Origin of the sequence: Ancrocorticia populi, assembly GCF_003123745.1 — a bacterium.
Taxonomy (GTDB): domain Bacteria; phylum Actinomycetota; class Actinomycetes; order Actinomycetales; family Actinomycetaceae; genus Ancrocorticia; species Ancrocorticia populi.
This window is the reverse complement of record NZ_QETB01000004.1, coordinates 323,678-349,256: the sequence shown is the minus strand read 5'-3', so window position 1 is coordinate 349,256 and position 25,579 is coordinate 323,678. Positions and strand designations below refer to the sequence as shown.

Here is a 25,579-nt window from a genome sequence, read left to right as displayed (position 1 = left end):
TGAGGCGTGATGGCAGGCGCCAGTCAAGACTGGATGGAAAAGGATTTCTACAAAGCCTTAGGCGTGTCTAAGGACGCCTCAGCGGATGAGATCAAGCGGGCCTACCGCAAGTTAGCCAAGCAGTATCATCCGGATCGCAACCCCGGCGATGAGTCAGCCGAAGATCGCTTCAAGGAAGTGGGGGAGGCCTACCAGGTTCTCTCCAATGAAGAGGATCGCAAGCAGTACGATGCAATTCGGGCACTCTCTGGTGGCGGACCGCGCTTTGCTGCTGGATCTGGCGGTCCAGGCGGTGCTGGCGGCGCTGGATTCGAGGACATATTCTCAATGTTTGGCGGCGGTAACGGCGGGAACGTCCGCTTCTCCAGTTCCGGTGGCGGGGCCGGTGGCGGCTTCGACGATATCCTGTCGCAGATGTTTGGCGGCGGCGGTGGCTTCGGTTCATCGCGGCGGCCACAGCGCGGGCAGGATCTAGCCACAGAAGTCTCCATCCCACTGCGAGACGCCGTCTCTGGTTCAACTGTCAAGATGACCGCAGCTGATGGGCGTACAGTCACGGCACGTATCCCAGCTGGGGTGTCCGAGGGGCAGAAGATCCGCGTGAGCGGAAAGGGTGGTGCCGGAGCGAACGGCGGGCCAGCGGGCGATATCATCGTGACGATTCACGTGGAAAAGCACCCGGTATACGAGGTGCGGGGAAACGATGTTTACGTTGATGTTCCCGTGTCCTTTGGCGAAGCCGCCCTTGGCGGAACCGTTGAAGTGCCAACGCTTGATGGAAAGAACGTTTCGGTCAAGGTTCCAGCCGGTTCCTCAACCGACAAGCTGCTGCGAGTTAAGCACCGCGGCCTCCCCAAGGGGAAGGTGGCCCGGGGCGATATGTATGTACGCTTGAAGGTGATGGTTCCGAAGAAGATGTCCGATGAGGCGAGGAAGGCCGCAGAGTTATTCACTGCCGCTACCCGCGATGCTGATCCTCGCGCTGACTTCATGAAACTAGCGAGGAGTTAAACATGGCGATCGCTGGGCGTGATGCTGCAATCCTGACGGTGTCTGTTGCCGCGGAGCTAGCGGGCATGCACCCTCAGACGGTTCGTCAGTATGACCGCATAGGGTTGGTGCCCGCCAAGCGAACGCGCGGCGGTGGGCGCCGCTACTCCTTGGCGGATGTAGATAAACTGGTGACCATCCAAGAGCTCTCCCAGAACGAGGGCATCAATCTGGTTGGGATCTCGCGTATCTTCGCTCTTCAACGCGAGAACGATCAGCTACGCCAGCAAAACAGCCGCCTGCGCAAGCGGGCGAAGAATCTGCAGGAGCGCGTGGATCAGCGCAAGATGCTCGATCAGCGCGTGTTCGCCGCAGATGTTGACGGGGATGTGACCTTGTTTGCTCGAGCTGCCGAACTACGGGAGCGGCTCGCCGGCGCCGGTGGGCGCTCTGCTGGCTGGGCTGGTACTGCATCTGGCGATTCAGGCGCTAGAGACAACGCGCACTCGGGTGAGGATACTGCAACAGATCGGGGCAGGGATATCATCTTCCCTCGGACTGCGGAGATCGTCATCTGGCGTCCTAGATAGACCTAGAATCCGATTTATGCTCGACGTGCACCCCGGGTTGGCCGTCCCCGCGGCAAATATAACTCTGCATAGCAAGGTCTGAGCGTATAGAACACTCAGACCTTGCTATTTCGATCTGAAAGTTGCGCTCGCGGTCTACGTTTGAAGCTGTCCTCCCTTGATCAGGTCCCGAATGTCGGAGCGTTGACGTCCTGACCGCCTTAGGGCCCGAAGTGAGTAAACGCCGGTATGGTTCATGTCCCGATTATGAAGGCTCAAACAGGGGCGCTGCCGGCTACCCCCAAATTCTGTGGATAACCATGCGGAAAACTATTCGCTAGAAGGAGCATAATCTAGGTATGACAGAGTCAATGCCGCTGCAACCAGACCAGCCGTTCCACCGAACCGGGGCAAAAGGGGTACCGGCGAATGACACGGTGCCTCAAGTTAGCGGCGAGCAAGCTCAACCCGGCCACGCCGCTGGCCAGCAAACTCAACCTGGCCAGACTGGCTCGCTAGAGTTCCGATGCAACACGTGCGGCCACAAGGAGCCAACAACCACGCGCCACCCGGCCTGCCCGCAGTGTGGGGGGCTCTGGGATCTGGATTTTACGCCGCCTAAGTTTGACGCAAATCGTATCGACATGGCCGAATGGTCGCAGTTCCGCTACCGCGACTTCATGGCGCTCGAGGGTGAGACTTGGCGTGGTATCACGATGGGCGAGGGTATGACTCCGATCGTCCGTTTTGATGATGACATTCTGTTGAAAATGGACTACTACATGCCGACGCTGTCCTTTAAGGACCGCGGCGCGGCGGCCCTTATCGCCCACTGCAAGGCGATTGGCGTAGATGCCGTGGTTCAAGATAGTAGTGGCAATGCAGGGAATTCGGTGGCGGCGTATTGCGGCCGTGCCGGGATAGACTGCGAGATCTTTGTTCCCAAGGGAACGTCCCCCAAGAAGATCGCGATGATCGAGGCCCACGGAGCTCGCGTGAACGTGGTTCCCGGATCGCGCGATCACTGTGCGCAGGTGTGCCGCGACAAGGTAGCCAGTGAAGGTGTCTACTATGCCAATCACGTGTACAACCCGTTCTTTTACGAGGGCACGAAAACCTACATTTACGAGACGTTCGAGCAGCTGGGCCGTATTCCTGACAACGTCTTGATCCCCGTGGGCAACGGCACGCTCTACCTCGGCGCGATCGCCGCGTTAGAGCACCTTCTGGCTTCCGGAGCAATCACCGAAATGCCCCAGATCATCGCGGTTCAGAGCGAGAACTGCGACCCGCTCTTTCGGGCCGCCGCCCACCACAGCCCCAGTCCAGAACAACTCACTCCACGCCCCACAATTGCCGAGGGCATCGCGATCGGGGAGCCGATGCGCGGCCGACAGATCCTCGCACTGGCACGCAAGCACAACATCCGTTTCATCCATGCCCCAGAAGGCGAAATCCTAGCGGCCCGCGCTGAGCTGGCCGCCCAAGGCGTGTACTGCGAACACACTACGGCCGCGAACCTCGCCGCCTATCGTCAGTATGTCCGCGAGTACGGGCCCACTACAGATTGTCTGATCACGATGTGCGGTGCGGGCCTGAAGTCGGATCACTGAGTCTTGCCATTGTAGGCCTGGCGCCTCTACGCAAGAAGACCCTGCCGTGCGTATTTAAGACGTCTTTGCCGGCGCACGCGTGTGAAGTGGGCCCGGTTCATGTTGATTCGCCATTCGATGTTGCCATCAACCATCACCGCAGGTGACTACAGTGGGGCGGGCAAATGCCCGGCCCCACTGTAGTGCGCCGCTCACGCATCCTCGTTCAATGCCTTAGAGCGGAAGATCCTTCTCCTTGAACACCTTGATTCCGATCCCGTACAGAACCAATCCGGTGGCTCCGAGGATCGCAAACTGTGGCCAGAACGTTCCAGAATGGATGATGTCTGTTGGCGAATACAAGGTATTGAGGGACACGTACTTCAGCTTCTCTAGCGAGTCCGAGGTTCCGGACATGATGTAGAAGATCAGGCTCGCAACCGGGATGCCAGCACCCAATGCAAGGGAGTTCTTCGACAAATTGAAAATGCAGGAGAACATGAAGGCGATGCCGCTATAGGCAACCATGAGCAGGAATGCACCAAGATTGATTTCTAGGTACTGCGGAACGTTGAAATCAACCGCCGCGTCTGCTGATACTTCGCTCGATGCAATTTCCTGATTCACGAGTCCAGTGAACGTATCTTCATCCATCCCTGATGCCTCAACGGCCGCCGACATTGCATCGGGATTATCCTTGAGAACACTGAGATCTGAAGATACATCCGCAGCGTCCATATCAAGAACCTCGGCCGCTGCGCTCATACCGGTGAGCATCTGCTCTTGGACCTGCTCAGCTTGATCCGCGCTGGCGGCCTGCTGTTCAAGTTGCTCGGTCAGCGTGGCCGAGAACGTGGCTGAGTCCATCCCAGTGGCATCGGCGGCAGCCTCAGTGGCCGCATCGCTGTTCAAGATGACGGAGGGATCGCTGCGTACATCATCCGCGTCCACATCAAGCTCATCTGCTGCCGCCACGTAGGCGTTGTCCATTGTCTTGAGCTGTAGGTAGGTGGCGTAGACGTCAGTATCAACGTCACGCTCTTCTGCCCCGGCAGCGAGCGCGTCTGGATCTTCGAGGATCTGATCAAGGTTCTCGTTGAGATCCTCAGGAGCAACGTCGAGCGTAGTGGCAGCTGCTTCGACGTCGTCGGTGTACTCATTCCCCCAAAGTGCGCTGTGGGAAATCTGTGCTACGGCCAAACCCGCCCCGACTACCACCGCGAACATGGCGAACAGGCTGAGGATCATGTAGATCGCCTGTGTGAAGACAACCTTGGTGCGCTTGATAGGTGTGGACAGGGTGTAGGCCATGGAGCCACGATCTACCTGTGAGGCAATGAGGCTGTTGGCCGTCATGATCACGAAGATCAACGGCAGGATGGCGCCGAGCAGACCGCCGTAGAAGTTCTCGCCGAGCATCCCCAAGATACTCGTGGCGTCGTCGAGGCGGTCACCGGCCATATCCGCGATCTCCGTATCGCCGATTGAATCCGTGAGCGTCTTGATTAGTTGAGGATCGAATACGGCAATAAACACGGCAGCGATCGCCGCGGTCAGGGCAGTGAAGATTGCCCAGAGCTTCCAGTTTTGCTTAAGAGTTTGCTTGAAAATCGTGCTACTGAACATTGTTTTCCTCGGTGTTGAGGTCTTTGAAGTACTGCTCGAGCGAGTATTTGACCTCTGTTATGAACTTGACGTTAACGGTGCCCAGCGCCGCCATAAATTGGTTGATCGCGTTGTCGTGGACGCGAATGAAGGCTTGATTCTGGTCTGGGCGTAACTGTTCGATGTACAGGGCCCCCTGCTGGGCCTGAAGCTGCCGTGCTTTGGTGCCAGGCTGGTCACCAGATTGAGTTTGTTGCGTCCCCTCCGCATCTCTACTCGCTGGAACTTGCGAGGTGAAGCGCTCGTAATCGGAGGCGGTTGAGAACTCCGCTTTATACAACTTGTTGGTGTTGTGCGCGATCTCCACGGTCCGTTTGATATCCATAATGGAGCCGTCGCGAATGAAGGCCACACGGTCGCAGCATTCCTCTACTTCTTCGAACATGTGGCTGGACATGAAGACGGTAGTGCCTTTGGCCTTTTCTTCGGCGATGAGATCGATGAAGTCACGGCGCATGAGTGGATCAAGGCCGGTGGTGGGCTCGTCAAGGAGAAGAATGGATGGAGAAGCCATGAAGGCCGCCACGATGGCGGTTTTCTGCTTCATTCCCTTACTCATGCGTTTGAGATTGGCCGTCGGATCAAGTTGAAGGAGCTTGGTGATCTCATCGGCGCGGCTCATATCCTTCAAATTGAGGAGATCTGCCTGCTTCTTGAGGAAGGCGGTACCGGTTGGAGAATCGGGAAACGCTATCTCACCGGGAACATAGCCAACATGGCGTTTGATAACTGAAGATTCGCCCCAGGCGTCTCGCCCTTCAATCGTGATCGAGCCAGAATCGGACTTGAGGAATCCCATCATCTGGCGGATAAGAGTGGTTTTACCCGCCCCATTAACGCCTACGAATCCGAACACTTCGCCTTCGTCCACGTCCAACTTCACGTCGAAATTGCCGCGGCCGTGGCCGTAGTCCTTCGTTACGGAATCGACACTAATTAGTGGCATCTTCCGCCTCCCTGTCATAGAACTTCATGAAATAGTCCTCGAGCGTGAAGGGGACTTCGCTGAAGAACTTGAGATCATAATCCGTCAGTGTGCGGATCAAATCGTTGACGGCGGCATCGTTGGCCACCACCTTGGCCTGGTTGTAATGGCGCTTAACCGAGGAAATCCCGAAGCCTTCGATAGCATCTGGCCCGGGGGCCGCTCCTTCGTTGGCTTCCACCTGCGGCACAGCGTCCCGGAATCGCGCGAGGCCCTCCGGATCCGTGAACTCGATCTTGAACGTCTTGTTTTCGTTATGCCGTAGGTCATCGGCCACGAACGTTGAGACGAGGCGGCCATCTTTAATGATGGCGATGCGATCACACGTGGCATCAACCTCTGTGAAGATGTGAGACGAGAGCAGGATGGTTTTCCCACGGGCCTTCTCTTCTTGGACGAACTCAATGAAGGTTTCTTGCATTACGGGATCCAGACCGCTCGTGGGTTCGTCTAGTACGAGGATTCGAGGATCGTGCATGAAAGCGGTCACCACCGCGAGCTTCCGCTTTATCCCGAGGCTCATACGCTTGAGTCCACCGCGAGGTTCTAGCTCAAACCGGTCTATGAGTCCTTCGGTGTAGGTCATATCTTTCATGCCCCGCAGGTCAGCCATCATTTGGATGAACTCGGTTCCCGTGAGGTTTTCGGGAAGGGCGATTTCCCCTGGCAGATATCCGATATCCTTCTGGTTCTCGTAGTAGGAGCTCCAGCTCGACTTACCGAGAACCTTGGCAGTTCCCTTCTGCGGCCGCGAAAAGCCCATGATGTGGCGAATTGTTGTTGTTTTGCCCGCTCCGTTTGGCCCAAGGAATCCGAAGACTTCGCCTTCCCGCACGCCAAAATCAACGTCAAAGACGCCTCGGCCGTGGCCGTAATCTTTGGTCAGGTTCTCAACTTCAATTAAGTCCATTGAACACCCCGCTCTCGTTTGTTTCGGAGGAATCGACGGCTGGTTCGCGCCGCCTCAATAACCGAACAGTTGATAATTAATTGACATATGTACGGCTTCATACAATAGTGAGCGGGGACCCCGTTCGCAAGGGCCCGTGTCCGGAAACACGTATAGTAATGGCGTGGGCCGCTGTTGGTCACAACGCCTTGGAATTATGAGAGAGATACAGTGGATCTTCGAACCCAAAAAACGTACGACGCGCTATTCAACGCGTTCACGGAGCTACTTTCGCAGAAGCCGTTCGAGGACATCACTGTGCATGAGCTGTGCGAGCGCGCGCGGATCCGCCGTGCCACCTTCTACAATCATTTCGCGGATAAGTACGCCTTCCTCGATTTCGTGATCCAGACGATTCGGAGGAAGCGGACGGCCGTGCTTCAGGAGCAAACAGCCGATGACGGGCCGGTAGTTTTCTTTACATCTCTGCTCAGCACAGCCCTCACATTCCTTGAGTCCAATGCGCCAACCGTCAAGAATCTGCGCACGTCCAACGTTGCCTTTCTTCTCACGAACCTAGGCCCTGAGGATCTCGTACAGCAGCTCCAGGAGAGTCTTGAGGGTTACCAAGAAGCGGGCTACCTCATGACCGGCGATCCGGAGATTCTGGCGGAGTTCCTGCTCGGTGGGATTGGGCAGATCGGCCGCTGGTGGCTTGAGCAGGACGGCCGCGTTTCGAAAGAAGAGGCGGTGGCCCGTTTAGAGCCGATTCTTGAGTCCGTTTTTCCGGACTAGTTTTTTTCCGACGACGACGAACCCCTAAACCAACACCAGCACGCCGGAGCGGAGGAGCTCAGGGAGCGCGCCCGCAATCTCTGCGCGCACCGATTCCTCGTCTTGCTCCAAAAGCTGGGCGATCGCGGGAATGACCTGCGCGGGGGCAATCTCCCCGTCGGACACTCCGATGAGGGCGGCCACCGCGGAGGTGACGGAGCGCTCGCGGCCTCCGGCTCGGCCTTGTGTTATTCGGATGAGTTCGGGATTTCCGCTGCCGGGTACGAAATAGCGAACTTCGCGAACGTCGGGCGCGCATAGGAATGGCTGTGATTCCCAATCCTCGGGAACGGCCAGATTATCTAGGGCCGTTTGGACGGCGAAGGCGTCCGCTGCTTTGCCCTCAGGAAGATATTCGCAGCACAGGTTGAGGGTGCTGGTAGCACCGGAAGACGCCGTGTTACTACCCACGCGGATCGCAAGAGATCCAAGCCCTACAAACCGCGTTCCGGCAAACGTGAAGTCCTCGATCCACCTCCGATACTCGGCCCGCCACTCGGCGGGTGTCACCTGCGCTCCAAGACCATCGCGGATCCACCATTCTGCATACTGAGAGATGTCCAGAAGATCGCGTTGGACAAGCCAGGCGTTCACGCTTTGCCCAGTTTCCACCGCGGGCTCGACCGCGCGCTTGATCCACTCGCTCGGCCGAGCGGCCCAGTCGGATTCTTCGCCCTTCACCTCCCAGTTCGCGAGCATCTGCAAAGTTCCGCCCGGCGCTAGGTGGCCAATACTCTCACGGATAATCCATGGGATCAGCTGGTCACGATCCATCCCGCCGTCCCGATACTCCAAGACACCCGTGCTGCGGGCGGCCCGCGGAGTAATGACGAACGGGGGGTTCGTGGTGATAAGGTCAAAGCGTTCGCCAGCCACCGGCTCAAAGAAACTACCTTGACGAACGTCAATTGGCGCCTCGTTGAGCAGTGCGTTGAAGCGGGTGAAGGCGCAGGCTCGCTCGGAGATATCAGTGGCCACCACCCGATCTGCGTGCCGCGTTAGCCCCAACGAAAGGATGCCGCAGCCGCAGCCAAGGTCCAGCGCGCTATCCACGGAATCCCTGAGCGTCAAGCTCTCAAGATTTGCGGAGGCCGATGCGATCCCAAGAACGTAATCCTCGCGCGGGGCCCGCCCGGTCTGAACTTGGGTGAGGTCGGAAGCCACCCACCATTCGTCGTGTGGGCGCAAGCTTACTGTCGCTCGGATGGGGGCGGCCTCAGTTGCCGCGGATTCCCGTATTAGGCCCAACGCTACGGCTCCTGCCACCGTTAGTTGCGGCAGTGCCGAATCGGCTTCGGAACGCTCCACGGCTTCTCCCAGCACGAAAAGGCGGGTCAGCACGGCGGCTGGTGCAGCGTTGCTTTCCAGCTCCATCGCGGCAGGCACAAACTGATCCCGGTCCAGCGCAGCCCGTGCCATGGGAGAAAGCATCCCCTCAATTGCCGAGGCGCTCCAGCCAGCCGCCGCGAGATCGGCGCGGAGCCTGCCGATCAGTACATCATCGAGCAACAGCGAGGGCGATTCTTGCGGTGAAGTCATTCCACGAGTTTATCGCGCCGCACCTTGCACCCTCACTCACTAGGGGTTACTCTTAAGTAACCTACTAACCACGTAGGTTACTACATTCGGTATGAATTACAGGAGCCCGCATGAATCGCGCATTCAAGGCCATGCCAGCCGCAGTCACTGCTGCCGCCTGCATGTGTATGATGCGCTGTCCGGGCATGGATCGATAAAGCTCCCGCGCAACGCATAAAGACGATGCGCTCAGGCCAATACTCGGCCAACCCGCGCTGATAGCGCAAGATCTAGGAAAATGACGCGCGAAAGCACTGCCGTTCGTCGCTGTCCCGAACAAAAATCCACTGAAGGATACTCATGTCTGAAAAAACAAAGGAAACTGTAGAGAAGCGTCGGCTGAGGCTGCCGTCGTTTTCTGTGCAGGTGATTATTGGTCTGGTGGCGGGCGTGCTGCTGGGCTGGCTCGCGCTGTCGATTGGGCCGGTGGGCGCGGAAGGTGCTGAAGAGCCCAATTGGCTCACCACCACGCTCGATACGATCGGGACGGCATTTGTCACCTTGCTGAAGGCCGTGGTGCCGCCGCTGGTGTTTACCGCGGTTGTGGCGTCTGTTGCGAATCTTCGTGGCGTGGCCAATGGTGCGCGGCTGGCCGCGAAGACGCTTATTTGGTTTGCGATTACGGCGCTCATTGCTGTGGTGATAGGTATTGTGCTGGGCGTTGTTCTCAAGCCCGGTGCCAACACGGGGGTGACGATTGATGCCGCGGCCGATCCGGGGAGTAGCGGATCGTGGCTGGACTTCCTCAATGGGATCATTCCGGCGAACTTCCTTGGCACGGGAGTTGGCGTGGAGACCGTGACGGACGCGGATGGCTTGATCACGGGTGCCACCGGGTCGCTGAGCCCCAACGTCCTCCAGATCATCGTGATCTCGCTGGCGATCGGCATCGCGGCGCTCAAGGTGGGGGGCAAAGCCGAACCGTTCCTGACATTCAACGCCTCCCTCCTGGCGATTGTTCAGAAGGTTCTGTGGTGGATCATTCGGCTGGCGCCGCTGGGCACCGTTGGGCTGATCGGCTACGCGATCGCGGATTACGGGTGGGGATCGCTCTCCTCGCTCGCATGGTTCGCCGCGGCGGTTTACATCGGGCTAGCGCTCGTGTTGTTCGTGGTGTATCCGATTCTGCTGCGAGTCAACGGCCTGTCCGTCAGCCGCTACTTCCGGGGCGCCTGGCCGGCGATTCAGCTCGGTTTCGTCTCCCGCTCCTCAATCGGGACGATGCCCGTGACCGAGCGCGTCACCAGCCGTAACCTCGGCGTCCCATCCTCATATGCCGGATTCGCCGTACCGTTGGGCGCTACCACCAAGATGGACGGCTGCGCATCCATTTACCCCGCTATCTCCGCGATCTTCGTGGCGCAGTTCTTCGGGGTGAACCTTGATATCACCGATTACCTGCTCATCGCGTTCGTCTCGGTGATCGGTTCAACCGCCACCGCTGGCATGACGGGCGCGGTCGTGATGCTCACCCTTACCCTGTCCACTCTGGGCCTGCCCCTCGAAGGCGTTGGCCTCCTGCTTGCGATCGATCCAATCCTCGATATGGGCCGCACCGCCGTGAACGTTGCCGGCCAGGCGCTGGTTCCGGTGATCGTGTCCAAGCGCGAGGGGATTTTGGATCAGGGCCAGTACGATTCGGCTACGGCTGAGAGTCTTTTTGCCAGCGACGACGTTGCCCACCCCGAACCCCAAACCTCCTCTCAGACCGGAGCGCAGGAGCCGGAGGCTGATCGCGAGCCCGCGGCAACGGGATTTATCTCCATTGATACCTCCGGGGAGGCGTGCCCTAAGTAGGACGTCAGCGGCCTAGGCTTTTGGCGTGAATATAAGGGCAGGTGCATTCCAATGCGGGATGCACCCGCCCTGTTGCATGAGTGCTTGGAGAGTTGAGCGTGTTACCGCATGCGTTGAGCGAGCACCATGGTCTCGCTGTGAGAGGTTTGAGGGAACATATCGAAGAGTCGGGCGGCGTGGGGCTGGTAACTCGGCATCGCCGTAAGGTCTTTCGCGAGTGTGTTCGCGTTGCAGCTTGAATATATGAGCCAGCGCGCGTCCGATTTCTCGATCCAATCTGACAGCGCACCGATTCCGCGGCGCGGTGGGTTAACGATGAGGATATCAAGCGAGCTCCCCTCCGCGCGTGCTGCAGCGTTCGCGTCTCCGACCATGAACCGTACTGTGGCGTTTTCGGGAGCTGTGGCCGCACCGAGCCTTGCGCTTTCCACTGCCTGTTCGCTGATCTCCACGCCAAGGACGTCGCGTCCCGAACCGGCGACGTTCAGTGCAAACCCGCCCACGCCGCAGTACAGATCCCAGATGTGAAGGGGTGCGATACCCACCGTGTTCGCAAGAGAGTTGACCCAATCGCGGGCCTGGCCATATAGGGCTTTGGCAACCGGGGTGTTCGTCTGGAAGAAGGACTGTGGGCGCAAGAAAAGCGTGACGTCATCCAGCTGCATCGGTAGGGAGTCCTGATCCGTCAGCACGATTTCTTCCCGCCCCTCGGGGACGGCCTTGCGCTCCGGGAGAAGATTGGCAGTTATTACTGCCGCCTGCGGTAGCTCCTCCTGAAGCCAGCCAAGATTCTTGCGGATTCGGGGGAGGGCCTCGGTTGAGCGCAACACGAAGCGGAGCATGAGGGTGCCGGAGGGTGACGTCGTTGCCAAAATGTTCTTCAACTCGCCACGGCCGGTGGCCACGTCAAACGGGGTGATCCTCGCGCGCTGGACAAACTGGGCAAGCGTCTCAAAGCTGGCAGCCAGGCACGGTTCGTACAGGCCACACTGGCGTAGGTCCACGCCGCGCATGTGTGAGTCGAGGATCCCTAGCGTCGGTTTGTCCGCCGTCCCGCCAACCACCAGCTTCGCCTTGTTCCGGAAATGGGACTGCCGTGAGCCGAACGCCGGCTCCCACACGAGATCAGGCCAATCGCTCAGGAGCGATGCGACCTGGCGCTGCTTGCGTGCGAGCTGATCCTCGTAGGGTTCGCCCATGAATGTGCACGAGTGGCACACACCAGCATCGAAATAGTCGCACTGCATGGGATAAGCCTACCTGCGTGGGATCTGGCCGAGCATACGTGGGGAGCGGGGACGTGCGAAGTGCGAGTGAGCAGAAGGGCGCGGCCGGGCCAAGGCGGCGATTCCTATGGCGGCGTGCCGCCCCATCACATAGGCTCGTGGCATGCATGATGGCGTACACAATGTTGTGGTGGTTCCGGATTCCTTCAAAGGAACACTGTCCGCGCGGGCTATCGCAAGTGCGATGCGGCGCGGTATTGAGCGAGCGGCAAGCGATTCCGGTGCTTTAGTCCAAGTCAACGAGCTGCCGTTTGCGGACGGGGGCGAGGGGACTCTCGAAGCGATACTCGATGCGTGGGGCACAAGCCCACGAGAGTGCGAAGCAACCGACTCCCTCGGGCGGCCAATCACATCCAGCTACGGCATTTCGCCGGATGGGAAGACCGGCCTGATCAAGGCGGCACAGGCCAACGGCCTTGATGCCGTATCGGACAAACCACTCCGGCCTCGTCAGGCAACGACCCGAGGAGTTGGTGAGATCGTTCGCAAGGCTCTCGATGACGGCGCCGAGCAAATCCTCCTGACCGCTGGGGGATCGGCCACCACGGATGGCGGTACGGGTATGCTCCGCCAGCTCGGAATGCGCTTCCTTGATTCCGAGGGTGCCGAGCTCCCAGACGGGGGAGGTGCGCTCAGTCAGCTCGATCGTATCGACCTCACCAATTTGGACCCGCGAGCCTACAAGATCACGTGGAAGATCGCCGCGGACGTCACAAATCCTCTGACCGGCCCCCACGGAGCTGCCGCGGTGTTCGGCCCGCAAAAGGGAGCAACGCCAGAGGACGTTGAGGTTCTCGATGAAGGTCTCGCCACGTTGGCCCGGGCCGCGGAGGCGGCTGGCGGCAAGCCCACTGAGGACATCCCGGGATTAGGCGCCGCAGGAGGCATCGCGGCTCTCCTCCATGCTTTCTTCACGGTGGAACTCGAGCCGGGCTGGCAGATGGTCTCCGAAGTGTTAGGGGCGACGGCCATTGTGGGTGAAGCCGATTTGGTTCTGACCGGCGAGGGCCGGTTTGATAGCCAATCCATTGACGGCAAGGTGATCTATGGAGTCCGCCAGCTCACGTCAGCTGATACTCCACTCGTTGTGCTCGCCGGCGAGGTTGGCGTCACGCCCGAGGATCTTGAGCGCAGTGGTGTGACGGCGGCGTTCACGATTTGTCGGGGGCCGTCGTCGTTAAAAGAAATCGCACCTCGTACCGCGGAGTATGTAGAACTAGCCGCGTACCAAGTAGCCCGTATCTATTTCCACCCGGGATTGCGTCGAGGCTTTGGGACGGGCGCCCGCTAAAACACCAATCCACCCAACACCTCAAAGGAGAGCTCATGTACGAGATTATTGTGTTGCTGCTACTCGTGATCGGCATCGTGCTGGTCACGGCGAAATGGAAGATCAATCCGTTCCTCGCTCTGATCGGTGCAGCGTTCATCGCAGCGTTCGCATACGGCGTGCCGATGGCAGAGGTGACAACGGCGATAGGCGAAGGATTCGGCGGGACGATCGGCAATATCGGCCTCGTGATCCTTGTGGGGACGATGCTGGGTGGCATCTTGGAGCGCTCGGGAGCAGCGATCTCTATGGCCGATTTCCTGGTGCGTGTTCTGGGGCCGAAGTTCCCGAATCTGACGATGTCGCTTGTAGGCTGGCTCGTGTCTATCCCAGTGTTCTGCGATTCGGGGTACGTGATTCTCAATTCGCTGCGTAAGGCGATCACGAAGCGCACGGGCGTTTCCCCGATCGGCACCGCGATCGCGCTGATGACCGGCCTGTACGCCACCCACACCCGGCCCGCTCGCAGCGGCCGAGAATATCGGGATCTCGCATAATCTCGGTTTCCTCATCGCAGTGGGCCTGCCGGTATCGCTGGTGGCGGCGTTCGCTGGCCTGCTGTACGCCCAGCGCTTCACGCACTCGGACTTGGAGCTCCTGCGGCCCACCACTGACGACGATCTGGACAATAAAACATACGAAGAACTCCGGGCCAGCTACGGCAAGCTCCCTTCCGCCGGTGCCTCGTTCCTGCCGATCGTGGTCCCGCTTCTTTTGATTTGTGTTTCCTCGATCGCGAACCTGCCGAGTCATCCGTTCGGCGAGGGAACCGCCACCGATCTGATCGCCTTCTTCGGCACGCCGCTCGTGGCCCTGTTTATCGGCCTCGCGGTGGCCGTGGCTCTCCTGCGTGGCAAGGGCAAGTTGGAGCAGTTCAACTCGGAAATCACCAGCGCGATTGAGATCGCTGGCCCGATCATCTTCATCACCGGTGCTGGCGCGGCGTTCGGCGGGATCCTCGGTGCCTCGGCCCTCACGGACATTCTGGCGGACTCGCTGAGCTCGCTCGGGCTAGGGCTGCTTGTGCCGTTCCTGATCTCCGCGGCCCTCAAGACGGCTCAAGGTTCCTCCACCGTGGCCCTTGTGACCACCTCGGCCATCCTCGCGCCGCTGCTCGATTCGATGGGGCTTGGTTCCGATATTGGCATGGTCCTGACCGTGCTGGCAATCGGCGCTGGCGCGATGGTGGTTTCCCACGCCAACGATTCCTTCTTCTGGGTGGTTTCGCGGCTGTCGCGCCTACCCGTGGGCGTTGCTTACCGCACGCTCACGGTGGCTTCCGGCATCGAGGGAGTGGCTGCCTTCGTGACCATTTGGATTATTGGCTTGGTCGTTTTGTAGGCGGGCGATCGGCTCATACTTCGCCCTTCCGCCGGCGAAGCCCCTTCCCACACCCTAAAGGTGACCTGCCCCGCGGCATGCCCAAGTGATTCCGAGTAGGCTGGCCGGGAGCTATTGGCGTACGTGGCCGGTACAACTGGCTGCAACCGCCACAAGCGGCACGCCGTAATGGGGAGAGGGGACGCATGAAGCAGCTGGGCCGGATTATGGCCTTCACCAAGAAGCTGACGCCGTACTACGTGATTATCCTAGTGACGTCGATATTCGTGACGGCTGCCAACATCGTGGTGCCGTTCATTATCGGCCAGGCCACGGACACCGCGGTAGCGGCTGCGAACGGTAACACCCCGGTTGGTCAGGCTGTCACAACGGCCCTCTGGCTAGCGGCAGCATTCCTCGCGATTGATGTCTTGTCCACGGTCACTTCCTCGATCGGCGGGTACTTCGGCGATGTGATGAGCCAAAAGATGCGGGCCATTCTCTCGGTGCGTTACTACGAGAAGTTGCTGACCCTCCCGCAGGGCTACTTTGATTCCGAGCTCACGGGCACGATCACCTCCCGCCTGAACCGCTCGATCGCGGAGGTCATTAACTTCGCAAAGTCCTTCGCAAACAGCTTCTTTACCACCCTCATGACGGTTGTAGCGGTCCTGATCGTCTCGGCGATCTATTCCCCGTGGCTCGCCCTTCTCCTGGCGATCGTGTTCCCGGTGTACCTCTGGCTCACAGCGCTGACGTCCAAGCGTTGGCAGCGCCTCGAAGGTGAAAAGAACGAGGAGATCGATCTGGCAGGCGGCCGTTTCACAGAGGTGGTCGGACAGATCCGCGTGGTGAAATCCTTCGTCCAGGAGCTGCGCGAGCTGAAGATTTTCTCCCATCGATACGTGAAGACGGTTGATGTCACGCGTGATCAGTCCAGGCATTGGCATTGGATGGATTTCATCCGACGCGCGTTCATGTCCCTCATCTTCTTCGCGATCTACGCGATCATCTTCGTGAACACGGCTCGCGGCAACTTCAGCGTGGGCGATATGGTCCTGCTTATTCAGCTGATTGCGCTGGCGCGCCAGCCGATCCAGTCGATGAGCTACATCGTGGATACGGCCCAGCACGCAATCGCTGGTTCGAAGGATTACTTCGATGTGATGGCGCTCGTTCCCTCCCGCCGTCCGGCGCTCGCGGACTCGATGAGTTCCGAGGGTGTGCCGGACGAGTTGGTGGATTTAATTTCCGACGACGACGAATCCCAACCTTCGCACCCCACCTCGCCAAGTTCCGTGGAGATCCGTGAGGAGGCTGCCGGGGATGTCGCGGTTTCGTTTGAGCACGTCACGTTCGGGTATGACGATGATCCCGACGTTCTTTCTGACGTGAGCTTCACGATTAGTCGGGGTGAGCGCGTCGCTTTCGTGGGTGAATCCGGCGGCGGGAAGACCACGCTCACATCGTTGCTCATGGGGCTCTACGCGCCGCGATCGGGTGAGATTCGCGTGTTCGGGCGGGATGTCTCGAACATGCATGTGGGAGACCTGCGCGAGGAAATCGGGGTGGTGTTTCAGGACGCCGCGTTGTTCTCGGGAACGATCCGCGAGAACATTTCCTACGCCCGCCCGCAGGCAACTGAGGAAGAAATCGTGGCCGCGGCGAAGCGCGCCAACGCACGGAAGTTTATCGAGGGCTTCCACTCTGGTTATGACACCTTGATCGGTGAACGCGGCCTCAAGCTGTCGGGTGGTCAGAAGCAGCGGATCTCGGTGGCCCGCGCCATCTTGAAGGATGCCCAGATCTTGGTGCTGGATGAGGCCACATCGGCGCTGGACACGCGCTCCGAACGTCAGGTTCAAGCCGGCCTCGAATCGCTGATGGAAGATCGCACCAGCCTCATCATCGCCCATAGGCTCTCCACGATTGCCACCGTAGACAGAATCATCACGCTCAAGGACGGGCGTATCGATGAGGTAGGAACGCCTGCTGAGCTGGCCCAAACCGACGGAATCTACGCCACCTTGCTTGCACTCCAGAACGAGGGGACGAAGAAGGCAAAGAAGAGCCTGAAGCGTTACGAGATCGAACACTAGATTTTCGGGTGGTTTCCGGGAGGTACCGGGTCTAAATCACGGAATATTCGTGGTTTTTAGGGGTGGTTTAGGGGGTGGTATACCCTGTTGGCCCCGATTAATAGTTGAAGCTGAAGGTACTCTGAAATTGGGCTCATTGAGAACAATATAATTCACGCAACTCTCAGTGAGCCCTTACAGCCGGTGCCCACCGAGCGTGCCGTGGCCCGGGCGATTGTATGGAGAGGGACGGGGCCGTGGGCGGTGTTCGGAGCTTTCAGCTTGAACGCCGGAATCTTGCTCAATTCCGGCGTCCAGTGATGCGATTTGAGACTCTTGATCGGCCACGATTGAACCATCAGGACGGCACGCCGCTGACAGTACTTCAGGCGCCTGCGGGCTACGGCAAGAGTGTGCTCCTCTCCCAGTGGGAAGAGAAGTGGCAGGCCCGGTCATTGAAATCCGTGTGGCTTGTCCTTTCTGGCGAGTATGTGTCGGAAGATGAGTTTTGGGGATTGCTAGCGTCGGCCCTCGGCATTCGTGAAGACGAAGATTCCCTCCAAACCATGGAGGATATTTCTGGGTTCCTCTCCGCGCTGACGGAACCATTGATAATTGTTATCGACAATTTTGAGTACGCGACAAAGCCGTCTCTGGATATTGAGTTGATGCAGTTGCTCGACTGTTCGCCGTTCGTACAGCTAGTGGTGAGCGGCCGCAGATCGAGCACAATGATGAGCCCGCTTGTGACAAGCCAGTACGCTGCATCAATCATGACGGCGGCTGATCTCTCCTTCACGTCAGAGGAGATGAGGGAGCTCGCTCAAGTTTATCGCCGTGACTCAAGTGGTGGAATCGAGAACTTTGGGCAATCTGTGGGCGGCTGGCCGCTTCCGATTCAAGTAGCATGCGCCAGCAGCGGGCCTGCCAGCGAAAAAATGTCCGCAATCGTAGCGGAGTACCTCGCATGGGCGGGTGAGGGTGCAGGCCTTAAGATCCTTCTGGAGATCGCCCTGTGTCCAGGGATCAGCCGGCGTGCGCTTGCGATCATCGAATGCGGTGGAGGTGAGGCGTCCCCGCAGGCGATCCGCGCCATGGACGCGAGCCTACGCGATGTGTGTGATGCGCTGGAAGATCAGGGCCTTCTCATTAAACTCACTACTCCCGATGCGGCGAGGTACACATGTCATCTAGGCCTCAAACAGCTTCTTATCAAGGTGGCAGAAGAGTACTTCTCGCAGTCGGAGCGGCAGCTCCTTCTGCGGACTTATGCGGCAAATGTTGAGGATCGCGATGCAATTTCATCCCTCCGGACTTGGCTCGCGCTTGACGCAATCCACGAGGCGGAGCAGGTTGCACGGCGGCATTTTGTGCAGCTAATTCTTGATACTGAGAAGATGCGGGAGGTCTTTGACGGTGTGCCGGACCGGGTGACGGAGAACTATGCGGCGTTGGATGGGCTTCGGTTCATGATCGATCAAGAGGACCCAAGGCTCGGGTGGGAGCTCAAGCGCGAACGCATGGCACGCCGCCGTATTTCAATGCGGGGACTCCTTAATAGCGATGATCCTGGTGGTGTGCTCATTGCGGAGGCTTCGCTGATGTCGGCCGAAGCGATGCTTGGAAACGTTGCTGAGGCCGGTCAACTGGCCCGCGATTTGGACCGTCGGATGTCTAACCTCGCGGAGAGTGGCGCATCGGAGCAGTTAGCGATGAGTGCGTTGCTGCGGACTCTGATCGCCTATGCCGCAACTGCTTGCGGCGATTTTGAGATCGCTGAGGAGAACAATCTCCACGCACTGGAACTAGCTAAGCGGGCGGGGAACCCATTTATGCACATGAGGGCGCTCCGCGGTTTGATTCTTATTCATGACTGCATAGGCAACGCCAAGCGCGCTCATTACTATCACGATCAACTGCGCGGCTTGCAGGAAGCTTGGGGAGATAACAGCGAGGATCGTTCCATCGTGATGCCCGACATGTATATTGCCGAGACCCTCATGCTCTATACGGCCTTCACTGGCTGGGGAGAAAGCATGGAAGCACAGCCAGTATCTCCGGAGCTCGTTAGGTCTGATGTCTGGACCGTCTCATACCCGATGTTGCTCATTACTGAAGCTGAGGGAGACCGGCGGCTCAATGGAGGCGAACACGCCCTGCGGCTGCTCAAACATCGGATTCGGATGTGGCCAGCTTTCGAGGAGGCGTCGGACGCGTACGCTTTGATGCTGCGGCGGTACATGGCAAAGCTGATGGCCGTTGCAGGTGACCTTGAGGGCTCTCGCAAGATAATAGACGCCATGCCCGATTCGGACGCGGGAACGAACACCGCTCTGGCGCGCATGTACCTGTTTCAGGGAGAAGGACAAAAGGCACTCAAGGAACTGCAATCCTGTGATCCTGATGATTTGATCCCCCGCCAGAAGTCGGAGCAAACTATCCTCTTGGCACTCACGTTGTGGCAGCAGGGATTGGAAGCTGAAGCCATGATGGCCGCGAGCGATGCCCTCCGGCAAATGGAGCAAGTATCTGGATATAGCGCACTGATATGGGTGCCCTATTCCGCCTTACTTGAACTGGCCGAGCACATGCGGGATCAAGGCGTGGATGCCCTTTACAAGATGGTTATCACCATGCCGGAGACTCTTCGCAGCAAACAATTTGGACACCTGAGCCGTGCGGAGCTGCGTTCTCTCGAAGAACTAGCGAATGGGGAGTCACTTGAGGCCACAGCCGATGCTCTCTTCATATCTATTAATACGCTGAAGTTCCATCTTCGGAGCATCTACAAGAAGCTCCAAGTCTCCCGCCGAAACGAGGCGATTCAACGCGCCTATACACTGGGGCTGATCAACTACTCCGCACGCAAAGCCAGAGTCTGAGGCAACTAATGTCTGATGGTTGGGTGCTGTTCCGGCCGGTACCGGTGCGAAGTAGTCTAATCACTCGCCCCCGCCTGCTGTCTCAAGAGCTGGTTCCACTTACCCTATTGGCTGCGCCGGCAGGCTTCGGCAAGAGTACTCTTCTGTCCGAGTGGGCCAGACAGTGGGAGAACCAGAGGATCGCCACATTCTGGCTCACGCTGGGTGAGCACCCCGTGAGCAAATCTGATTTATGGAGGCTCCTTTGCCGATCACTCTGCCTCGATCTCAGCAGCGATTCAGCTGTGAAGCCAACACCGCAGGCCATAAGTGATTATTTGTCGGAGTTGGAAAGGGAAGTCGTCGTCGTTATAGATAACTATGAAAACGCAACGTCCCCTTCGCTGGACTTCAAGCTAGCGGGTTTACTGGATTCGTCGCTCTACCTAAATCTTGTGATTAGTGGGCGGAGGCTGGCCTCGCTGGCTGGCCCACTGGTAACCAGCCGGTACACAACGCGGACAATAACGGCTGATGAGCTCGCCTTCACTGGACCCGAAGCGGGTGAACTGGCGCGTCTTCATAACCGTTCCGTGGCCCGAATATCCGAGTTTGCCGAAGCCGTTGCCGGGTGGCCCATCGCAGTTACCTCGGCCTGCGGGTCCCCGGACGATCCTCTCAAGACGCTTGCTTCCTTGGTAGCGCAACAGGTAGGTACCGCCGTGGAACAGGGAACCGCAGAGGTACTTTCGGTTATCGCACTCTGCCCAGGAATAAGCGTGACGGCGGTGAATGAGTATCTTTTGAACCACCCCGGAGCCAACCCGCTTTCGGCTCAGGAGGCATGCTCCAGCCTTGAGAGGCTAGGCCTCATCGTGAAACTCTCCACTCACGATGGAGATCGCTACGGATGCGAGCGTGGCGTTGCGCTAGCTATTGGGCGGCAGGCAAGAAGCTCTTTCACCGATGCTGAGATTGCGAGCTTACGCGGCCTCTACGCCCGCGACATTGAGCCCGACAATCCGATCCAAGCCTTCAAGGTGCTGCTGGATCTCGAGGATTTCGAGGCAGCGGAGCAACTTGCGCGCCGGAACTTCATCGGCCTGCTGACGGACGTCGGTGCAACTAGGACAGCACTGAACACCGTATCGCCAGATGCCACCAATACCTTTGTTGCTCTGGACGGATTGCGGCTCTTCGTGGATCAGAGTGATACCGCGATCAGCACGGATCTGCGTTGGGAGCGCATGCAAGAGCGCCGGGTCATGATGGCGCGATTGCTCAATGGTAGCGATACCGATTCGATGCTCTATATGGCGTGTTCACTTATGTCCGCGGACGTCATGCTGGGAAACGTTGATGCCGCCTACCGAATGGCCCAAGATCTGGATCGGCGATTGAATCAGCTGGGTGATGGCAGGCTGCCTGGGCAGAGGGAGCTGCGCGCCCTCGTACGCTCGCTCACTGGATTCAGTTGTGCCGCGGCTGGTGAATACACCACTGCTGAACACGATTATAGGGCCAGCCTGCAACTGGCCGAGCGAAGCGATGTCCTGCCCTTGAAGGTCCGCGCCCATCGGGGGTTAGCTCTGGTTGATTACTGCCTTGGGAAGCTCGCGGATGCGCAAGAGCACCTAACGGAGTGCCGAGAACTCGAGACTTCTTGGTTGGACAGCGGCGGAAGCGGGCCGCTAGACATCGCGGATGTGGATGTCCAGATGGAAGCGCTAATCGGCCCCCTATCCACCTCCGGGTGGCGGCCCGAGAGTGAGCTTCAGCCTGTATCCGGCGAGGTTATGGACTCTTTGAATCGAGCAGTCAGCTACCCGTTTCTTCTCATCGCCGAGGCGGAAGTGGATCGGCGGCTAAATGGGGACATTCATGCCTCCCGGCAACTCCTTCACCGTTTGCGCTACTGGCCCGATCGCAAGGCGGAAACGAGTGCCTTTCGCCGCCGGCTCCAGCGTTACACCGCGGATCTGTTAACCGTGATAGGCGACGTTGCTGGTGCAAAGCGGCAGTTGGCCGGGCTACCCGAGAATAGCCCGGCCAAACACCTTTCAGTGGCGCGGATAAACCTGTTCCAAGGAAACGCGCGCGCTGCCGTGGTTGAGCTAGGAATACACGAAGGGGAAAGCCTGATCCCTGGCTTGCAGTTGGATCGCCACTTATTGGCGGCCATCGCACTCTGGCAAATGGAGCAGCGTGATGCGGCGGCTGAAGTATTCCTCGAGGTGCAGCGCCGGATGCGTGACACGGCTGGGTTTAACTCACTCACGTGGGTTCCATACGCTCCGTTGCTTGCATTGGCTGAATTCACCCGCAGTGCCGGTGCCGAAGCCATCTACGAATGGGTGTGCGCGGTGCCTCAGAACCTCCGGTGCCTCCAATACGAGGCGCTCAGCAAGGCGGAACTGCGCTCGCTCGCGGGGCTTTCCGCCGGTAAGTCACTTGAGGAAACCGCGGGCACTCTGTACATCTCCATCAATACGCTAAAATTCCACCTCCGCAGCATCTACCGCAAGCTTCAGGTATCGAACCGCAATGAGGCAGTTCTACGTGGGCAAATGCTAGGGCTTATATCCTCGGTTCCACATCAGAATATATAGCTTATAGAGCTTTATCCTCTGGGTAGTTATAGGGGTGGGGAAAGGGTAGTTAAACCCATCCTCGATACATATTTCAGGGGGCTTGGGTGGCTAGTCGCAATTGTCTTAGCGCTAGTCAGCGCAAGATTCGCAAAAACGACCCCGCTTTTAGGAAGAGGAACCCTCAAAAAGCCGCGGTGTTCGCTGTGGCGTTATGAGGGCCTGATCCCTGATGTGCTGCCCGCCACCTTTCGGCGCCAAGATATCTAAACGCGGGTGGATTACCGGGCGGTAAAAGCGGCTATCGCATCTCGCTGATGATTTCCTGAACTAGATTCTGACTTAATCGCGCAGCAACTCTACTGAGCTATTTACGCCACCAAACGGGGGCTCAGTACTGCCTGTGCTGCAACACAGTCAAAGATGAAGTCAGATTTCGTTGGGGGCGTCGGTTCCATGCACGTTTCTAGATCAACGGCGCGACCACAGACGGTCGCGCAGCGGCGGGCCAAGCGGCGGCGCTTGGGCGGACGCCCGGCGTCCCTAATCGCTGCATTGGCGCTGATGTGTTCTAGCGCCGTGGCTTTGGCGCCGGCTTCTCTGGCAGAAGACGGCGATGATTCGGTCTCTGTTACGCAGGAAGCTACTCCCACGTCCACTCCAACGAAAGTAACGGAGTCAGTGGAATCAGTGGAGCCCACGGAGTCAGCGGAACCAACGGAATCTGAAGGTGGAGATTCTTCGCCGGTCATTACTCCTACTCTAACCGAGCAAACCGACACGGCAGCTGCTGAAGCAAGCGACGATGAGTCCGATAGTAGCGAGCAGTCGCACATGGCTGCGGAGCCACTTGATGCGGGTGTGCAGGCCCCGGTGTGTACCGCTGGCTATGTCTATGCGCTGAGTGCAAACGGCCAGATGCAACAGGTTGGCCCTAACGGAAGTGTGACTAATCTAGGATCTGCTGCTCCCCGCGTCTCGTCATTCAATGGACTCGGGATTGGCTCGGGTGGCGATTCTGTCTACGCATACGAGCGGTCTACAAGCTCTGGAAAAAGTGTCAGTAGTGCGGCAGTCTGGAAGTATGACACCGCGACAGGCACTTGGTCCTCAACTCGAGCGTCAGTCAACTCGAATAATTCCGGTGGAACGATTCAGTTTGTTGCTGGAGCCGTGAGTCTGGACAATGGCCGCTTCTATCTTGGTGGCTTTTCTTCGAACGGGAACCTATTCAGAATCTGGGAATACAATCCCAGCACGAACGGCATCACATACAAGGGCTATATCAACACGCCTGGGGGCAGCAGTAGAGGTACAAACAACGGTGATATGGCATTCGATTCAGCGGGCAACCTCTTCATCGTTCGAGGTGTCGATAACCAAACAACGGTATTCACGATCACCAAGAGCGATCTGGACGCGGCAAACGGCAGCGATAGAACCCCGATTACGTCGTCACAGTCTGCAACAGTCAGCACGACGTCGAACGTCAACGGCGTTGCGTTCGACGCCTCTGGTAAGGCTTACCTAGGTGCGAGTAGCGCCATCGAAAGTTTCAATATGCCCAATTGGACAGGGAAGCAGACCTTCACCACAGATGTCAGCAGTACCGACCTTGCGTCGTGTTCTTCCCCTCCAACGATTGAGATCGAGAAGGAAGTTATCGGTGGTCGAGTAAATTCTGGTGACCAGTTCAAGCTTGAGTTAAAGCAGGGCAATGCACTGATCGGCAATGCAACAACTACGGGTTCAGCAATTGGCGTTCAGGAGCAGAGGATCGGACCCTTGCCCACCGTCCGCAATGTTGAGTTGAGCTTTAGTGAAAGCGCAGCTGGCACGACGGACATGAGGAACTACGCTTCGGCGTACCAGTGCACGGTGACCCATCTTGATGGCACAGTTCAGAATTTGAACCAAGTCAACGGTACGTCGGGAACAATCACCATCCCAACCACAGGCGAAGCCGTAAAATGTGTGTTCCGAAACTCGCCACTGACTGCTCGTGTGACGATCCACAAGGATGTCACCGATCAGGAGGGTAAGAATCCTGTTGCTAAACAGGGATGGACAGTAGGTGAGTCCGCAACAGCCACAACAGGTACTGTGACCTCATCGCCTGCCAGTACAACACAACAGACTGATGTCGATGGAAATGCCTCTTGGAACCTGAACTTCTCCAAGTACACAGACCGGGCGACGATCAAGGTCAGCGAAGCGACGCAGGATGATTACGAGTTCCAGAGTGGTCAATGTACGGTGACCGGTTTAGACGGCGCTGTGAAGACAACGGAGCTGGAAGGCCCGGATTCCACGGACCTTAAGGGAATCGCTCCCGGTGATCAAGTGGATTGTAGTTACGTCAATAGGCTGCAGCCATCTGCAACGTTGACCCTCGTCAAAGAGGTCAACAACAAACATGGCGGACCTGCTGGTGTTAACGATTTCAACTTGGCTGCAACGCCTTCTGATGACGAGGCGATCAGCTTTAAGTCTGGCGAGAAACAAGATGTGGATCCTGGAACCTATGCGCTCAGCGAGGCCGATCTGGACGGTTACAAGCAAACGAGTCTGACTTGCGAAGCAGATGGCGAAGAACTGAACGTCACAGATGGCTCAATCAAGATAGCGAAGAGTCAGAACGTCACCTGCACATTCGTGAATGAAGATCAGCCAGGTTCCGTTGTTTGGAACAAGGTAGACGAAAACGGCAAGGCACTTGCTGGTTCGGAGTGGAAGATCACCGGACCTGAAGGCAGCGAATCGGCAGAGATCAAAGTCGAAGATTGCGTGGCTGATAACGCATCCGCCTGCACTGGAGACGATAAGGATCCCGTGGCAGGAGCGTTCAAGATCAATAACCTCGCCTGGGGCAGGCACACAGTGGTTGAAACAAAGGCTCCGGCCGGTTACAAGTTATCGACTACAGTGCACGAGTTCACGATTTCGGCTAAGGACCTTGATTACAAGTTCGCTGACGCTTTCGTCAACGAACCAAGTGATGGCCCAGTTCTGCCACTGACGGGCGGAATTGGCAGTGACTTCTACCTGATAGCAGGCGGAGGAATCCTGCTGCTGGGTGCTGGGGCCACCGCCTACGCCATCAAGCGCCGCAAGGCTACTAGCTGAGTCTCTGGAGCATTCCGGAGCACTACCAAGAATTTCGGTTACATGCCGAAAGCATCAACACGGGAGCCCATTGTGCCAAATCAGGCTAGGG

Annotated in this window: 15 protein-coding genes and 1 pseudogene; 11 read left to right on the top strand and 5 right to left on the bottom strand. The window is 58.1% G+C overall.

From position 1 onward, the window contains the following. Positions 1–9 precede the first annotated feature (9 nt). From DD236_RS08655 to DD236_RS08645, 3 genes are all read left to right on the top strand, one after another. Entirely contained in the window at positions 10–1,011 is a 1,002-nt protein-coding gene (locus DD236_RS08655) for a DnaJ C-terminal domain-containing protein (protein ID WP_109093969.1), read from the top strand. Positions 1,012–1,013: 2 nt separating this feature from the next. After that, the gene (locus DD236_RS08650; RefSeq protein WP_109093968.1) at positions 1,014–1,580 is read left to right on the top strand and encodes a heat shock protein transcriptional repressor HspR; all 567 of its coding nucleotides are present in this window, start codon (positions 1,014–1,016) and stop codon (positions 1,578–1,580) included. A gap of 338 nt (positions 1,581–1,918) precedes the next feature. Next, positions 1,919–3,172 carry a threonine synthase gene (locus tag DD236_RS08645; protein ID WP_207785760.1) on the top strand — a complete coding sequence of 418 codons (1,254 nt, stop codon included), beginning with the start codon at positions 1,919–1,921 and terminating at the stop codon, positions 3,170–3,172. Positions 3,173–3,385: 213 nt separating this feature from the next. Here DD236_RS08645 and DD236_RS08640 read toward each other — a convergent pair whose 3' ends face one another. The 3 genes from DD236_RS08640 to DD236_RS08630 are packed head-to-tail and all read right to left on the bottom strand — an operon-like array spanning position 3,386 to position 6,711. After that, positions 3,386–4,777, bottom strand: a complete 1,392-nt coding sequence (locus tag DD236_RS08640) for an ABC-2 transporter permease (protein ID WP_109093966.1) — start codon at positions 4,775–4,777, stop codon at positions 3,386–3,388. Beyond that, positions 4,767–5,762, bottom strand: coding sequence for an ABC transporter ATP-binding protein (locus tag DD236_RS08635; RefSeq protein WP_109093965.1), 996 nt, complete (start codon positions 5,760–5,762; stop codon positions 4,767–4,769). The genes DD236_RS08640 and DD236_RS08635 overlap by 11 nt, the downstream gene beginning before the upstream one ends. Then, on the bottom strand, positions 5,749–6,711 hold the full coding sequence (locus DD236_RS08630; protein WP_109093964.1) for an ABC transporter ATP-binding protein: 963 nt from the start codon (positions 6,709–6,711) through the stop codon (positions 5,749–5,751). The genes DD236_RS08635 and DD236_RS08630 overlap by 14 nt, the downstream gene beginning before the upstream one ends. 210 nt (positions 6,712–6,921) lie before the next feature. On the opposite strand from DD236_RS08630, the gene DD236_RS08625 reads away from it, so the two are divergent. Then, positions 6,922–7,485, top strand: a complete 564-nt coding sequence (locus DD236_RS08625; RefSeq protein ID WP_165819875.1) for a TetR/AcrR family transcriptional regulator — start codon at positions 6,922–6,924, stop codon at positions 7,483–7,485. Between the two features lie 24 nt (positions 7,486–7,509). On the opposite strand, the gene DD236_RS08620 is transcribed toward DD236_RS08625, so the two are convergent. Continuing rightward, a complete protein-coding gene (locus DD236_RS08620) occupies positions 7,510–9,063 on the bottom strand; it encodes a DUF7059 domain-containing protein (RefSeq protein ID WP_109093962.1) in 1,554 nt (517 codons plus the stop codon). A 339-nt stretch (positions 9,064–9,402) separates the two neighbouring features. On the opposite strand from DD236_RS08620, the gene DD236_RS08615 reads away from it, so the two are divergent. Continuing rightward, positions 9,403–10,899 carry a dicarboxylate/amino acid:cation symporter gene (locus DD236_RS08615; RefSeq protein ID WP_109093961.1) on the top strand — a complete coding sequence of 499 codons (1,497 nt, stop codon included), beginning with the start codon at positions 9,403–9,405 and terminating at the stop codon, positions 10,897–10,899. Between the two features lie 101 nt (positions 10,900–11,000). Here the strand turns inward: DD236_RS08615 and DD236_RS08610 are convergent, their stop codons facing one another. Continuing rightward, positions 11,001–12,146, bottom strand: a complete 1,146-nt coding sequence (locus DD236_RS08610; RefSeq protein WP_109093960.1) for a methyltransferase domain-containing protein — start codon at positions 12,144–12,146, stop codon at positions 11,001–11,003. A 142-nt stretch (positions 12,147–12,288) separates the two neighbouring features. Between DD236_RS08610 and DD236_RS08605 the strand changes: the two genes are divergently transcribed. The 6 genes and pseudogenes from DD236_RS08605 (at position 12,289) to DD236_RS08580 (ending at position 25,488) form a co-directional block, all read left to right on the top strand. Further along, on the top strand, positions 12,289–13,476 hold the full coding sequence (locus tag DD236_RS08605) for a glycerate kinase family protein (RefSeq protein WP_109093959.1): 1,188 nt from the start codon (positions 12,289–12,291) through the stop codon (positions 13,474–13,476). A 35-nt stretch (positions 13,477–13,511) separates the two neighbouring features. After that, positions 13,512–14,856, top strand: a pseudogene (locus DD236_RS12320) (GntP family permease). A gap of 185 nt (positions 14,857–15,041) precedes the next feature. Continuing rightward, the gene (locus DD236_RS08595) at positions 15,042–16,934 is read left to right on the top strand and encodes an ABC transporter ATP-binding protein (RefSeq protein WP_109093958.1); all 1,893 of its coding nucleotides are present in this window, start codon (positions 15,042–15,044) and stop codon (positions 16,932–16,934) included. A gap of 299 nt (positions 16,935–17,233) precedes the next feature. Continuing rightward, entirely contained in the window at positions 17,234–19,795 is a 2,562-nt protein-coding gene (locus tag DD236_RS08590) for a LuxR C-terminal-related transcriptional regulator (protein WP_165819874.1), read from the top strand. Between the two features lie 8 nt (positions 19,796–19,803). Continuing rightward, positions 19,804–22,383: a LuxR C-terminal-related transcriptional regulator gene (locus DD236_RS08585; protein ID WP_109093956.1), complete on the top strand. Its 2,580-nt coding sequence runs from the start codon at positions 19,804–19,806 to the stop codon at positions 22,381–22,383. Positions 22,384–22,941: 558 nt separating this feature from the next. Further along, positions 22,942–25,488: a SpaA isopeptide-forming pilin-related protein gene (locus tag DD236_RS08580; RefSeq protein ID WP_165819873.1), complete on the top strand. Its 2,547-nt coding sequence runs from the start codon at positions 22,942–22,944 to the stop codon at positions 25,486–25,488. The last annotated feature ends 91 nt before the right edge of the window (positions 25,489–25,579 follow it).

Excerpts from the sequence above, each read along its gene's own strand:
- DD236_RS08635 (WP_109093965.1), bottom strand. The coding sequence starts at position 5,762 with ATGCCACTAATTAGTGTCGATTCCGTAACGAAGGACTACGGCCACGGC.
- DD236_RS08610 (WP_109093960.1), bottom strand. The coding sequence starts at position 12,146 with ATGCAGTGCGACTATTTCGATGCTGGTGTGTGCCACTCGTGCACATTC.
- DD236_RS08615 (WP_109093961.1), top strand. The coding sequence starts at position 9,403 with ATGTCTGAAAAAACAAAGGAAACTGTAGAGAAGCGTCGGCTGAGGCTG.
- DD236_RS08630 (WP_109093964.1), bottom strand. The coding sequence starts at position 6,711 with ATGGACTTAATTGAAGTTGAGAACCTGACCAAAGATTACGGCCACGGC.
- DD236_RS08650 (WP_109093968.1), top strand. The coding sequence starts at position 1,014 with ATGGCGATCGCTGGGCGTGATGCTGCAATCCTGACGGTGTCTGTTGCC.
- DD236_RS08640 (WP_109093966.1), bottom strand. The coding sequence starts at position 4,777 with ATGTTCAGTAGCACGATTTTCAAGCAAACTCTTAAGCAAAACTGGAAG.
- DD236_RS08585 (WP_109093956.1), top strand. The coding sequence starts at position 19,804 with ATGTCTGATGGTTGGGTGCTGTTCCGGCCGGTACCGGTGCGAAGTAGT.
- DD236_RS08620 (WP_109093962.1), bottom strand. The coding sequence starts at position 9,063 with ATGACTTCACCGCAAGAATCGCCCTCGCTGTTGCTCGATGATGTACTG.
- DD236_RS08590 (WP_165819874.1), top strand. The coding sequence starts at position 17,234 with ATGCGATTTGAGACTCTTGATCGGCCACGATTGAACCATCAGGACGGC.
- DD236_RS08605 (WP_109093959.1), top strand. The coding sequence starts at position 12,289 with ATGCATGATGGCGTACACAATGTTGTGGTGGTTCCGGATTCCTTCAAA.
- DD236_RS08595 (WP_109093958.1), top strand. The coding sequence starts at position 15,042 with ATGAAGCAGCTGGGCCGGATTATGGCCTTCACCAAGAAGCTGACGCCG.
- DD236_RS08645 (WP_207785760.1), top strand. The coding sequence starts at position 1,919 with ATGACAGAGTCAATGCCGCTGCAACCAGACCAGCCGTTCCACCGAACC.
- DD236_RS08655 (WP_109093969.1), top strand. The coding sequence starts at position 10 with ATGGCAGGCGCCAGTCAAGACTGGATGGAAAAGGATTTCTACAAAGCC.